The organism is Candidatus Hodarchaeum mangrovi (assembly GCF_975850365.1).
Map to the genome: position 1 here is coordinate 1 of NZ_CDLCQJ010000023.1, position 13,866 is coordinate 13,866.

At 33.0% G+C, this 13,866-nt stretch carries 12 protein-coding genes; 4 read left to right on the top strand and 8 right to left on the bottom strand.

Annotated features, from left to right (window positions below):
• A partial coding sequence (locus ACWVCY_RS03160) for an adenosylcobalamin-dependent ribonucleoside-diphosphate reductase (protein WP_455140238.1) occupies nt 1–1,118 on the bottom strand: 1,118 nt, incomplete at its 3' end.
• A 556-nt stretch (nt 1,119–1,674) separates the two neighbouring features.
• Between ACWVCY_RS03160 and ACWVCY_RS03165 the strand changes: the two genes are divergently transcribed.
• Entirely contained in the window at nt 1,675–1,857 is a 183-nt protein-coding gene (locus ACWVCY_RS03165) for a ribbon-helix-helix domain-containing protein (protein ID WP_455140239.1), read from the top strand.
• 136 nt (nt 1,858–1,993) lie between these two features.
• Here the strand turns inward: ACWVCY_RS03165 and ACWVCY_RS03170 are convergent, their stop codons facing one another.
• The gene (locus ACWVCY_RS03170; RefSeq protein WP_455140240.1) at nt 1,994–2,731 is read right to left on the bottom strand and encodes a hypothetical protein; all 738 of its coding nucleotides are present in this window, start codon (nt 2,729–2,731) and stop codon (nt 1,994–1,996) included.
• Nucleotides 2,732–2,778: 47 nt separating this feature from the next.
• On the bottom strand, nt 2,779–3,018 hold the full coding sequence (locus tag ACWVCY_RS03175) for a hypothetical protein (RefSeq protein ID WP_455140241.1): 240 nt from the start codon (nt 3,016–3,018) through the stop codon (nt 2,779–2,781).
• Between the two features lie 205 nt (nt 3,019–3,223).
• On the opposite strand from ACWVCY_RS03175, the gene ACWVCY_RS03180 reads away from it, so the two are divergent.
• A complete protein-coding gene (locus ACWVCY_RS03180) occupies nt 3,224–3,829 on the top strand; it encodes an endonuclease dU (RefSeq protein WP_455140242.1) in 606 nt (201 codons plus the stop codon).
• A gap of 2 nt (nt 3,830–3,831) precedes the next feature.
• Here the strand turns inward: ACWVCY_RS03180 and ACWVCY_RS03185 are convergent, their stop codons facing one another.
• The 3 genes from ACWVCY_RS03185 to ACWVCY_RS03195 form a co-directional block, all read right to left on the bottom strand.
• Nucleotides 3,832–5,382, bottom strand: coding sequence for a glycosyltransferase (locus tag ACWVCY_RS03185; protein ID WP_455140263.1), 1,551 nt, complete (start codon nt 5,380–5,382; stop codon nt 3,832–3,834).
• Between the two features lie 95 nt (nt 5,383–5,477).
• Nucleotides 5,478–6,323: a nucleotidyltransferase family protein gene (locus ACWVCY_RS03190; RefSeq protein ID WP_455140243.1), complete on the bottom strand. Its 846-nt coding sequence runs from the start codon at nt 6,321–6,323 to the stop codon at nt 5,478–5,480.
• Between the two features lie 149 nt (nt 6,324–6,472).
• Nucleotides 6,473–7,480 carry a polyprenyl synthetase family protein gene (locus ACWVCY_RS03195; RefSeq protein WP_455140244.1) on the bottom strand — a complete coding sequence of 336 codons (1,008 nt, stop codon included), beginning with the start codon at nt 7,478–7,480 and terminating at the stop codon, nt 6,473–6,475.
• A 297-nt stretch (nt 7,481–7,777) separates the two neighbouring features.
• On the opposite strand from ACWVCY_RS03195, the gene ACWVCY_RS03200 reads away from it, so the two are divergent.
• A complete protein-coding gene (locus tag ACWVCY_RS03200; RefSeq protein WP_455140245.1) occupies nt 7,778–8,938 on the top strand; it encodes a CPBP family glutamic-type intramembrane protease in 1,161 nt (386 codons plus the stop codon).
• A gap of 122 nt (nt 8,939–9,060) precedes the next feature.
• Here the strand turns inward: ACWVCY_RS03200 and ACWVCY_RS03205 are convergent, their stop codons facing one another.
• The gene (locus tag ACWVCY_RS03205; RefSeq protein ID WP_455140246.1) at nt 9,061–10,053 is read right to left on the bottom strand and encodes a transcription initiation factor IIB; all 993 of its coding nucleotides are present in this window, start codon (nt 10,051–10,053) and stop codon (nt 9,061–9,063) included.
• A gap of 299 nt (nt 10,054–10,352) precedes the next feature.
• A complete protein-coding gene (lipA, locus tag ACWVCY_RS03210; protein ID WP_455140247.1) occupies nt 10,353–11,231 on the bottom strand; it encodes a lipoyl synthase in 879 nt (292 codons plus the stop codon).
• Between the two features lie 177 nt (nt 11,232–11,408).
• On the opposite strand from lipA, the gene ACWVCY_RS03215 reads away from it, so the two are divergent.
• Nucleotides 11,409–13,847 carry a M48 family metalloprotease gene (locus tag ACWVCY_RS03215; RefSeq protein ID WP_455140248.1) on the top strand — a complete coding sequence of 813 codons (2,439 nt, stop codon included), beginning with the start codon at nt 11,409–11,411 and terminating at the stop codon, nt 13,845–13,847.
• The last annotated feature ends 19 nt before the right edge of the window (nt 13,848–13,866 follow it).

A 13,866-nucleotide genomic window follows, 5' to 3' on the forward strand; every position in this document is an offset into this window, starting at 1 on the left:
AATTTGATTAAAAGATCAGCAAATCCCATCACTCCAAGACCAATTTTCCGATTCGACTTTGTCATTGCTTCAATAATTGAAAGGGGAAATGTAGAGACATCAATAACATTATCTAAAAATCTAACAGAGATTCGGACTGTTTGTTTTAATTTAGTATAATCAATGGTGAATTGAAATGGTTTGCCTTCTACAATTTGAACCATATGGCTTAAATTGATCGATCCCAAATTGCACGACTCATAGGGGAGAAGAGGCTGTTCCCCGCAAGGATTAGTTGCCTCTATTTGACCAATATGAGGTGTAGGGTTCGCTGCATTGATACGATCCAAAAAAATAATACCAGGTTCTCCATTGGAGTGAGCCATCTCTATGATTTTGTCAAAGACAGCTTTAGCTTGTAATTTTCCAACAATACTGCTGTCTCGAGGATTAATCAAAGGGTATTCTTGCTCCTTTAGGACTGCTTCCATGAACTTCTCCGTTACCCCTACTGAAATATTGAAATTATTTAAGGAGGTGAGATCTTTTTTAGATTCAATAAACGCCAGTATATCAGGATGATCCACTTTCAATATTCCCATATTAGCTCCACGTCTTCGTCCTCCCTGCTTAATTATTTCTGTAGCAGAATTAAAGACAGTCATAAACGAAAGAGGCCCACTTGCAACTCCTCCTGTAGTTTGTACTTTGTCGTTAACTGGTCGTAATTGTGAAAAAGAAAAACCTGTACCTCCACCTGACTTATGAATTATTGCAGCGTTTTTAACAGCATTAAATATCGAGTCCATGTTATCTTCAACAGGTAAAACAAAGCAAGCAGATAATTGGTTCATTTCAGTCCCCGCATTCATCAAAGTTGGAGAATTAGGGAGGAAATCTAGATTTGCCATAAGCTGATAAAATTGATCTTCATATTCCCGAGGATCTTTTCCATAACGCTGTTCATTCAGGGCGATTGCACGGGCCACCCGACGAAAAAGCTGGGTAGGCGTTTCTATGATTTCTCCTCTTTCATTTCGTCTGAGATACCGTTTTTCCAAGACAATCTTTGCATTTGAGGATAATATTAAGCCTTCAGTTTCATTCTCTTTTGATGATTTTTCAATTGTCACAGTCATATGTCGTCCACTTTTCTGGAGAATTCCATTCTCTGTTTTACAGATTGAATAATTTTTGATTAGCTAGAGATTTTTGTCGGATCTAACTTTGATTGCTATTCCATATTATAATCTGGATGTTTGATTTAAGAACACGAAAAATAAATACCCATTTATCGGAAGCTACAACTTCTGATGTAAAGTTTCGAAAGAGGATGAGAGCTTATTAATCGTGGTACTACAAGCTAATTATCTCTAATAATAGCAATATTAGAATTTACTAACAAAATTCATAAATCTAGATTTGTTCCAGTCTAGAGTTCTAAGATAATGTTATAGAACGTTACTTAAAAATTACTTTGTAAAAAAGCTTCCTTCTATAACTTTCAAATCATTCTTGATTAGGAAGAATTCAGGCATGGTATATTATCTAGAGACTATCTCTGTCTAGGTCGTACTACATAATTATTACTGGGATAATACCGATGAATTATGACGACTTTAAACCGGTATATTATCTAGAGATTCTTAGTATCAAATATTTCAAATAACTAATATGATTTAGGATGAATAGCACATGATGAAGTTGATTACCGTCCATTTGCCCAATGACCAAGTAACTGGCTTAGATGAGTTAGTTCGAAGTGGTAGATACCCCAATCGTAGTGAAGCAATTCGTTTTGCTATCCGTGATATGCTTAAAGATGAGCTTTGGAGTCTCCGAGGTCCGTCCTACGCTCAATCCCGTGAAGCTTACTAAATTGGTTAGTTTGACCTTCTGGGGTTGATCGGGGACTTTTTCTCCTCTTTTTTTTAACTAGTTTTTAGTATTTTTGCCAATTATTCCCATCATTTAGGTCTTCAATAGCATCTCATGACAGCCTGATGTAAAATCACTATGAATGTTGAAAGGTTGTTCCAATCAAATATATCCCTGTAATTAATGAACTTATTAGGATTGGACTATAGGGGAGTTTATGCCAATTATGTGGACTAAACATTGTATAGATAAGAAAAAATCCAAAATTGAGAAGGAAAAAGCTTATTACGCATAAAAAGAGCTCAGATTTCCATGATGTTCTAGATTGTCTCATATGATATGTCTGGAAAAGAAGAAAGGAGTACGGAATGAGGATTATAAGGCTTAAAACAATTGAGATAAAGTAGAATCCTTCCCCTGTCAGTTCGTATTGAAACCATTCAATCAAATTCCTATTACGTCCTTGAATTACAATAGAGACATAATTAAGCGACGTACTATTCGCAGCAGGTCTTATTTCAATAACTAACCTATCAAATGAAAAAAGAGACATTCCCATTGTACGTAAAGGATTTGTATCTAGATAAGATTCCCCTGAATCCAATATAATGTCCATTAACTTCGGATTGTCATTCCTTAGACCTTCATACCTTATCATTATTGGTAAAGGATCGAGGTTTGAGACTTCAGCAGAAATATTGATTTGAGAAATAACGGGCATTTCCACTCTTCCAGTCCAAGTAGTGTTTTTAACTTGAACTGATTCAGAATAAATTGATGGGTGACCTGATACAAGAAACCCCACTATAATTCCTAGGCTATTCACAATACAGATAACAATTAGTATTTGCTTCATCGAATGTATTTTTCTCATTATTAAACCCACTTATTAGAGACTATATTAGTACCTGATAGCCAATATCACTCTCCTAGTCCATTGTAAGTTGTCAAATTTATTTCAGAAATTGTCTGTGAATGCATAATATAATCTGCTAGCATTGAGCTCATAATATATCTAATATAGTCAAGATGATCACAAGAGAAAGTATGAAGGGTTTCATGAATTGTAACTAAAGTTTGATCACATATCCGATAGAAAGGTCCACCTCCAAAATAAAATCCTTTCATCATAATTGCCTGATTCCACTCATTTATAATCATAGCACCAATTTCACCATTATTATTCAATCGATATCTGTGAGCTTGTTAGTTTGACCTTCTAGGTTTATCATAACTAAAAACTTATTCACTTCCTAAGTTATAAACACGGAAATGATAAAAATAATTAGTGACCTTAGTTCAACTGTTTAACCTTCTATATAAAAATAATTTAATTTCCTTGGACAGGTATGTAACTGGAGTTTCTATGAGTAAAAAAGTATCCATTAAACGTTGGAGAAGTGTAAAAGCGAAGACACCCATTATAGGCCTTGATGATGGTGGTTTCGATCGATTTCAAAAAGTAAATCAACAAGTACCGGTGTTTGGGGTTATAATGAAAGGTGCTGCCTATGTTGATGGTGTTATTCAATGTTTAATTGATCGAGATGACAAATTTGCAACTCTTAAGCTAAGTGAGATGATTTTAAGTTCTATCCATAGACCACAGCTCCAAGGCATTTTCCTCCAAGGCATTACTACAGGAGGGTTTGGTGTGATTGATATTCATGAACTCTTCAGACTCACTGAAATTCCTGTTATAGTGGTTCTTCGGAAAATACCTAATTTTCAGAAAATTAAAAGATCTCTTTTGGAATTATTTTCTGATGGTCAGGATCGATGGCAATGCATGGAAAATGCGGGAAAGCCCATTCTAGTCCAAAAGAGTCCCCAGATCCTCTTACAAGTTGCAGGAATTCATCCTGATGATGCCTTTTCTCTCACTAAAAAGTGTACCATGGTAGGTACTATTCCTGAAGCGTTGCGAATAGCCCATTTCATTGGAGCTAGTAATTATCGTTCACTTAAATGATATTAATTCGCAGGAGGACTAATCTCTTCCCACAGCAACACAAGAGGGGCCAACATCCAACTCAAAGCACCACCAATCACAAACCACCCAAATCCCCCCGAGAAATTATTTAGTACTCCAACTATTCCAATAAAAACGATTAGCAATGAAACTCCTAGTATGATGAGCGAATCACGTATTGTATGTATTTGTCGGTTCCAAACTCTTCCCTCGCTCTGCGGTGTATTTTTTAGCATTAACCCTTCGATAATTCCTGAGATTAAGAACATAAAAGCTCCAAGTGAAAACAGATAAAATGGAATAAGCTGAAGTAACCGATAAATAAAATTCTGTTGTCTTTCTTCCCATGATATAGCTAAAATTGAAGATATTGAGAAAAATACACCTACTAAACTTGGCATAATAAAACCCGTATGAATCCCAAGAATTGAAGGGCGTAAAAAACTCATTTGAAAATTAATTAGGAGTGCAAGAGTGATAATTAAAGCAACCACGCTTATTCCTGAAAAAAAAGCCATTGCATTTAATATGAGTTCTCCTTTCTCTGATAGTTTACGATTTGATGCAAATATTGGTCTTGTTCTCAATCTTAGAATGCTGCATGCACCATGGGCCCATCGCCAAAGCTGTGCTACTTGTTTCTTTGCTGTTTCAGGAACTAATCCCTTTGATCCCACGAAATTAAGATATTTCCCAGAATAATTGTTGCAAAGGATTTTTATGGATGTATCTATATCTTCTATCAAAGTCTGTTCTGAAAATCCTCCCTCTTCAATTAATGCTTTTTTGCGGAAACATCCAGTTGAACCATTGAAAAGTACCATCCCACGATTATGCTTTCCTGCTTCAAAAACCTCAAAAAACTGTGAGTAAAGAATTGTATTTGCTTTCTGATATAATCGAAAGGCATTTCGATAAGAGACTTTGGCTTGGATAAACCCTATATTATCAGAAGAATTATACTTTTTATTTCCTAATATTTTTGCAAATTCGGTCAATAAACTTGGAACAGGGATATGATCTGAATCTAAGATTACAATATATTCCCCTTTGGTCTTACTTAAAACAACATTAATGTTTCCCGCTTTGAATCCTCTTGTATCATCTTTATGGTAGAATTTAATTTTATTTTTTTCACAGAATGTTTTCAACTGGTTTGTAGTACTAGAGTCTTGGCCATTGTCACTTACTATTATTTCGTAATTATCATATTTTATTTTCAATGCTCCTAGTAATGTTTCTTCTAAAATCGAAAAGGAAGTCCCATGAGAAGGGATAATTATACTAAAAAATGGGAGGTTTAATACCTTTTCGTCAATAGAAACATTATTCGCATGAAATTGGAAGGCACCTGCTATCATATAGACTAAGTAAAAAGCAAATGAGAACCCTATAATCTCTATAAGTAATAATAAAAGGTTTAACATGATTTCAAGTAGATTAAAAGATTGAAACACCCATATAAGACCTATCATAATGTAAAACGGAACAAAGATGAGAATCATGTATGCTATAATAAAGGAAACTCGGGATAAAAGTCGATAGACCCACATTCTAGACAATGTTGTTTAGGAATCCTAACTTAAAGAAACTACCTGATTACGAACTACCTCAAAAAACTGATCGTGATTTGGGGGTGCGAGAAGATCTAAAAATCTAGTTTACCCGCCAAAAAATCAGCCCACCCCTTTTGATATCTTTCAGGAGAATTTATATGATTCCAATACACAGGTGCTTCTGGTATAAATCCATATAAAAGATTCTCTTTAGCTAGAACAGGAAAGACATCTTTTTCTAATGAAGCCACTTCTTTTTCTATGAAATTAAAAATCTCTGGCTCAAAAATATATATTCCAGCGTTTACATAAGATAATCCTTTTCGTAAATGATTATTAAATCTAATAATTTTACGTTCTTCTGGGTTATACTCAACTTGTCCATTTGGTTCCTCAAGTATAAACATACTGGCTATTCCCCCCTCTTTAACAATCTCTCTATGAAATTCTAATAAGGAATTTAGATTTAAATTTGTTATTAAATCACCATTCATAACTAAGAATGTTGACTTAAAGATTTTTCGAGCATTGAGTACCGCTCCTGCTGTATCAAGTGGTTTTTCTTCTGCAATAAACCCTAGTGTAACCCCAGGATAATCTTTTTCTGAGAATTGTTGCTGAATATGTTCCTTTAGAAATCCAATTGACAGATAAATCTCAGTTAAGGCATGTCTTCTAAGTAAATCAATAGAATATTCTAATATTGGTTTATAACCTATAGGATGCATTACTGCTGGAGTGGTGACAGAAATTGGTCGAAAACTAGTTCCCCGTCCACCACAAAGTATCAAAGACTTTATTGTATGTGCTTCTAATGCAACTTTAAGCGCCTGGATAATAAATTGTTTTACATTGCCATGACCTGCAACCTCCACAAGATTTAACCAAAAATTCTCTGTAAATTCAATGGTATACTTGTGAATGTTTTTATCTTTCATATTACCACAGTATGCAATCTTTTGGGTTTTAAGGTGAAATTATTTGAAATCATGAAAAATTGAAATGATAACAGGAACCCATCTATTTTTTTATAAATAAATTTATAGACAGATAAGTTGATAATTATTCAATTATCATAATAAATTATTCATTTTTCTCTTTCAACAAGATATTTTACTAGTACGATTAGAAAATCAAACAACGCGGCAGCATTCTCGTCATTATCATCTAATTCGTTTTGAATTGCACTTAACTCGGTAATTGCCAATTTAGAGTAATAATCTCTCACTTCTCGAACTTGATCGTTTACTGATCTAAATACATCGAGGATGAGTTGAATTTCCTCCTTGGTTTTTTGACCGATAGGTTTATTATAGATTTCTTTTATCCTATCAGCCATTTTGGTCTGAAGAGCATAATACAAAAACAAATTTCGTTTTGACTCTTGAATATCCCAATATTGAACTTTACCAAATGTTTCAGGATTGCCTAGTATATCCAAATAATCATCCTGAATTTGAAAGGCAATTCCTGCAGAGATTATCGCTTTTTCCAATCTTTGAGTAAATATATCTTCTCTCCTAGCAGCCAAACAGCCTAAGCGGACACATCCAGCAAAAACAATTGCTGTTTTTAACTCCATGATCTGAATGATATGGGCTTGATCAAAAGTGAAATTCTCGGTCAATCGATCTTCTAATTCGATCGCGTTCCCAATTCCAACTTTATAAGCATAATCTAGAATGATATCTAAACTGGGATCTGCTGCTTTGATGAGTGTGAGTGCAAAAGCATGTAATACATCCCCATCATGGAGTGCGCGATCACTACCATGAACAATATGAAATGAATCATTACCTCTTCTTACAGGGGCATTATCGATTAAATCATCATGAATTAATGTCATATTATGTAGTAATTCTATTACAACAGCTGATGTATATGAACGTTCCATTGCTTCTTCTTGATAATCCTCGCCATCTACAAGGAATTTTGTTGTTAAAGCGATCAATGAGGGGCGTAATTGTTTTCCTTTCATTGAACAAATAAATTGAAAAATACGCTCACGGATAGGACTAGGGAGTTGATTAACTGCTTTATGGAGCCTAATCTCCAAATTTTCAAGGATTTCAGGATCTAAAAATTTTTGAGCCACGAAATTAGACCTCACATCTTATTCAAAAAAATCCAGTGAATACCATTGTATTTACTACATGGATACATCTTCTTTCAGAAAATGATCTATATTGGAAGTTTTTTTTTCCTTCTTTTTAATACGTTTCTTTAAAGAGAATGAGGTTCTTCATTTTGATTACCATGTATGTCATTACCAAGAAATTATTATCCTTTTAGCTGTTTACCAATAAGTGCTGTTGGATTTAATGTTTTTCCCTAATTTAATATTTTTGTATAAGAATAATTCATTTTATCCCTTAGTTGGACTGTTGATTATATGAGATCTGTCAGATGCCCTCAATGTAATGAAATTATTCCTCCTGTGAATTTTTGTCTTTATTGTGGTTACAAATTAGATCATGACATAATTGAACCTGAAACGAAAGGAGGAAGATTGTACCAATCCTTTTGGTTAGCCATTTTCACTATTTTCTTATTGTCTTTAAGAGATATAATTCAAATTTTTGTTATGATAGTATTTGTGTTTTTGGGATCTTCTCTAATAGATCTTAATAATGAAATTCCTCCATGGTTCATCCTGATAATCAATATAACTTCTTCTTCATTAGTGATATTAAGTTTAGAGGTTTGGTACAAAAAAAAACTCTTAAAAAGTCTTTTCTCTACATCTAAATCACTAAATATTTATTCTCTATTCGTAATATTAGTAATTTCAATCACATCAATAGAAATTATGGTTTTTTTTACTGACCTCTTCCTAAATATTTTTGATTTAGAACCTATTACTAGTACCCCTTATGATGTTTATTTTAAGGACACATTCAGTCTTATAGCTTTTATATGTTTGATTCTATTGATTGGTCCACTCCTTGAAGAGATAATCTACCGTTTCTTCATTGTTACGATATTACAGAAAGTATCTGATTCATGGTTTACTAGTTCAATAATAAGTGCATTTATTTTTTCATTATCACATACCTTAGTTGATTTGATAGAATCTTCATTACGTTATACATTTTTACATCTTTTAACGACTTTTCTTCTTGGGATCGTGTTAAGTTTGATTTTTATAAAATGGGGATTGATACCTGCTGTATTATTCCACTCTTTATGGAATGGATATTCTCTTTTTAGCCAATTATTAATTATAAATAATTTAGTGCCCATACTTGATTTGATTTTAATAGTATTTTTCCTGTTTACAATTTTAACTGCTATAATTATGCTTTTTCGCTATTTTAGTAAATTAAATGTTAAAAAAATAAAATTTTCAACAAACATTCATCAATTGATGTTAATCATCTTAAACTTATTTATGATTATCATATTTCTATTACCTATCCCTCTTTTCCTATATTCCACTTTCGAAACTCAACAATTAGCTCTAGCTCTAATAATGTATCCCCTCTTTGGTGTTACTATAGGCTTGGTTTTATTAAATAAGGATAAAGTAATTCTCTCTCATCTATTCAGCTAAAAAGTTTGGAAATCAAGGATAAAAAAGAAAGTATGACAGAAAAACAAAGTATTATTAGTAAAATAAGTTTTTATAAAGATTTAGAAAACTATAGGATCATATTTGTATAAAAATAAGAAAAATTAAGAAGAGATATTGAAGTGAGTACGTGGATCTTCAATGAATACAGGAACTGCAGCAGCTCCTCTTTTGACTTCAATGTCGTCCATTCTTAATATTCTCACAATTTCTTTGAATCTATTCCTAATAGTTACTGGTGTTGTTTTTGCTGCACGAGCTATTTGCTGTTGTGTTCTTCGTTCCCCAGTTTTTACCCCAGCTATATATAAACAAGCTGCTGCAATAGACATGGGATTTTTACCAACTGTAATTCCATTATCACGAGTTTTTTTTGTAATTTTAACAGCTTCCATTCGTGTTGGCATCGATAACCGTAATTCTTCACCTAATCGATGAATTAATGCCTCATGACGTCCAGAATCAGGTTTTGTCTGTAAATGTTGAATAATCGTTCTCACACATCGTCCTAATTCTTTAGATGAGACATTAGCATTCGTTGCTACGTCTTTAAGTGTAAGTGGGATCCTAGTTTTACGACAGGCTAGATAAAGGCTAGCTGCTATCATCCCATCAATTGAACGTCCCCGAATTAAGTTCATCTTTAAACATCGTCGATAATATGAGCTTGCCATTTGGGCAGTACGATCTGGAAGCTCCATTTGGCTTCTTAATCTTTTTAATTCACGTAAAGCTATTCTTAAATTACGAATTTCGCTCTCATGTGTATGATTATCAACACTGCTTAATCGATTGTACACCAATCTTTTTGTTGAGGAGAGCTTTCGACCCTTTCCATCGGTTCTTGACTTACCAATTTGGGTTTTTATTCCATAATCAGGCTGAAGTAACGATAATGGGGATCCTCCTCTAGATCTGTCCTGTTCTTCTTGAAAATCATAAGCCCTCCATTCAGGACCTTGGTCAAAAACCAATTCATTAACTACAATACCACAACAGGCACAAATCCATTGCCCAGATCGTGAATCAGAGACAATATTATCTGCTGCTCCACATTCAGGGCATTTTCTTTCACGAAAGAATTCCTTCATTTCCATGCTGATCGTGCTACTTCCCAATCTTCACTATTAATGTTTAACTAGACAAATTATTCGTAGATTTTGAAATTGAAATATTAGAATTTGCTATTCCAGTATAGAGAAGCCTTTTTTTTCCTGTCACATAAACCCTCGGTATACAATTTCGAACAAGGAAATATAAAAAGAACCTTAAGGTTCAGTTTTCAAAAGACTAGAGAGATTGTTCGATTAAAGGATTTATTCTCTAGAAAATAGAAAAAAGAACCCAGATTATTGCTAGAAGGATTTTTGGCAACTTTCTCAAGTTTTGTGTTAGATTAGGATATTCTATCAATTTCATTTAAGAATAATTCTCCCGCTCGGTAAGAACTTCTCACAAGAGGACCAGAAGCTACATATCTAAATCCTTTAGAAAGAGCTAATCTCTTAAATTGGTCAAATTGCTCTGGATAAATATATTCTACTACTTTTAAATTTATCTTAGATGGTTGGAGGTATTGACCTATTGTTAAAATGTCAACATCAACAAAACGAAGATCATCAAAAGCTTTTAACACTTCAGCTGTTGTTTCACCAAGGCCCAGCATAATTGATGATTTTGTTATTACTCTTGAGTTAATTTTTTTAATATTCTCCAAGACGGATAAGGATTGTTGATAACTAGCTCTTTTATCTCTGACATTTGGAGTCAATCTTTCAACAGTTTCGATGTTATGACCAATTACATCTGGTTTTGCGGATAAAATAGTTATTAGAGAGGATATCTTTCCTTGGAAGTCGGGTATTAGAATTTCAACTTTAACAGTAGGATTTTCTTTACGTATGTGATTAATACACCTGCTTAAATGATCAGCTCCTCCATCATCAAGATCATCTCTGTCTACAGAAGTCAAAACTACATAATTTAATTTCATTTTTTTTACTGATTGAGCTAAAATTGCAGGTTCATTATGATCTAATATCTTATGTGGATTTCCAGTTTTTACATCACAAAATTTACATCCACGAGTGCATGTATCTCCCATTAAGAGAAAAGTTGCTGTCCCTGATTCCCAACATTCTGCGTGATTCGGACAAAAAGCTTCTTCACATACAGTATGATGTCCACCTGAGCGTATTATTCCTTTTAATTCATGAAATGTATTTTGAGAAGGAAGCTTAGCCCTAATCCATTCAGGTTTTTTCTTATATGTCACTCCTATACACCTTATGCATTTTCTCCCAATTAATTTTCCTTCTACCTTTAATATTTTTATTTTGTTTTTTGGAAAAATAGATTCTTTTCATAGAAGGAGGCAATTTAAATAAGTTAAAATTTGTCTTCTATAAATATATTCTCCAATGTTTGACGATATATTCAGGTGTATTATTATATGGTTGAAGGTATCTTTGCAAATAACATCATAAATGATTTGTTTTCTAATCTTTCACCGCAAGTGATTTCTGGGATCATTTGTATGGCTTTAACGCTTATTTTTGGACTTGAACTTAGAAAATTTATCAAATATCATTCATATCCAGATGTTATGGAATTATCTGGAATCGGAGCTGTATCAACAGGACTTTTTGCAGTTACAGGAGATCTTTTACTTGCAGGCCTTGCTGGAATTCTAGCCTTAATGATTATAGGTTCCTTTGAAGTACGTGAAAATCCTATTTGGTTTCGTATGATGATTACTTTTACTATTAGTTATGGATTTTTCTTTTTAATGGTGATGATAGGATTTATTTCTTCAAAAGTTATTCCTTCATTAGGATCTTTTATTACTTCAATTTTATCTGGATTTTTGGGTTCTGATATTGATATTCAGCAGTTCTTTGTTGGATTAGGATATAATTTAATTATTTGGATCATGGTTTTTACAGCGTTTGCTGTATTTGGTCGTAAATTTATCATTGTTACTCGATTCATCAGTCCGCAGATGACATATCTTGTATTATATTTCATTGCCTTATTTATAATATTGCAACTTAATCTCCCAAAAATTGACCTCAATTTACCTCTTGGAAATTTTAAACTCGATCTCTGGAAATATATTGCAATATTTTTGGCAAATATCTTTCTTTACTTGATTTCAGGTTACTTGTTAACATTTTTATTTGGTATTAAACCACTACAGGACAAACGTGTCGAAAATATAATTGAAGAAGTTCAAGTAAAAATCAATACACCGATCAAAAGAGTTGGGATTGTTAAAGCACCTATTTTAAATGCTTTTGCATTTGGTCCTTGGTTTGACCAGAGAATTGCTTACATTGCATCAGATCTAGGTGTTTTTACAGATTCAGAAATAAGAGGAATAACTGCACACGAACTTGCTCATGTACAGCGAAAACATACTTTACTATTGTTGGGTTTAACAGCAGTTGAGTTGATTTTTAAAGCATTGATTGATTTTCCTTCGAGTCCATGGGAATATGTTCTTCAAATTAATAGTGAAGCATGGGATTTTCTCACCTTTTGGATATTTAACATCATTCTTTTTGCTATTCTTCTTACATTCGTAAAAATGTTAGAAGGGCAAGCAGATAAAATTACACGAGAAAAAGGATTTGGAATAGATCTAGCAGAGTCTCTTTACCGTTTAGAAGGATTTTATTATGGGATAGCTGGAGAAATTGGATTTAATACTCAATTAATGACAGGGAAGGAAAGAACCAAAGATGAGAATATTCGCTTTATGGGAGATCAAGCGTTCTATTTATACCGAAATTTAGCACCAAGTCGAATGACTTGTCTTATGAACCTCATTGCTTCCCATCCACTTACATCTATACGGATAGCTCTTCAAATAGACCCAAAAATTAGTGCTTTCAAAGCAGGAATTATGATCTGGATGCTTATGATACCAGGATTGAGAAAGCGGACTATTAAAAATCTCCAAAAAAATGCTACTAAAATGGCTAACTTACTTTCTGATAAATTTAGCAGAGACTTTGGAGATATCAGTACTTATAGCGATATAGTATTTGAAGAAGCAGAATTTAAAAGCTATTTGAACAGATTTATTCTCGCAAAACCCTGGCGACTTGAACAACCAACTTACTGGGGAAAGGTCATTGATATAAGACGGAACCAAAATATTATCTCTCCTTTTGACTTGAAAGTTGAAATAGAAAACGGAAACCATGTGTATATCTCAAAAGGGGATTTTACGATAGTTTTAGCAGATCCTAATGAAAAATATTTTGATAAATCAGGTAAAATTTTCACTTTGAAGTTTGTTGACATAAAGAAAAATAAATTTCATAGATTTCAATTTGATCATAATGGAAAGACACTATTAAAAAAATCTATAGGTTTAAGAATTAAGGATTTAGAAATGAGAGATTATTGGCTTGTCTACAAAAACGGATATATTCATCCTTGGACATTTGAAGAATTTCAAGTAGGTGAGGATTTTCATTCATCTATATTTTTATTTTCAACTTCAAATGGTGAAAGAATTCAATATTCTGGCCGTGATTTAGTCATTTCACTTCCACCTCTGTTCCAAATGATTAAATCAAAAAATTGGGAGAAGGAAAAAGATTTCTTTCAAAGACTTAAAGCTCTTAAAGAACCTATTCTTCTTTACGATAAAGAGGATATCGATATTGGAGCCCCTTGTAAAGTAATAGAAATTTCAGATATGAATATAAAATTTTTAGAAGGAAGAATGGAAAAAGAAAGACTATCAAATCAGATTGATGCTATTATTCTCGATTACCCTTTCCATATGATTAATATTAAGAAGGAGATGGGATTAGGAAACATTCTTTCCTTAAAAATATTTGATAGGGGGATAAAAAATAATTATATTGGTTTATAATTCCAATATAATCACTTGT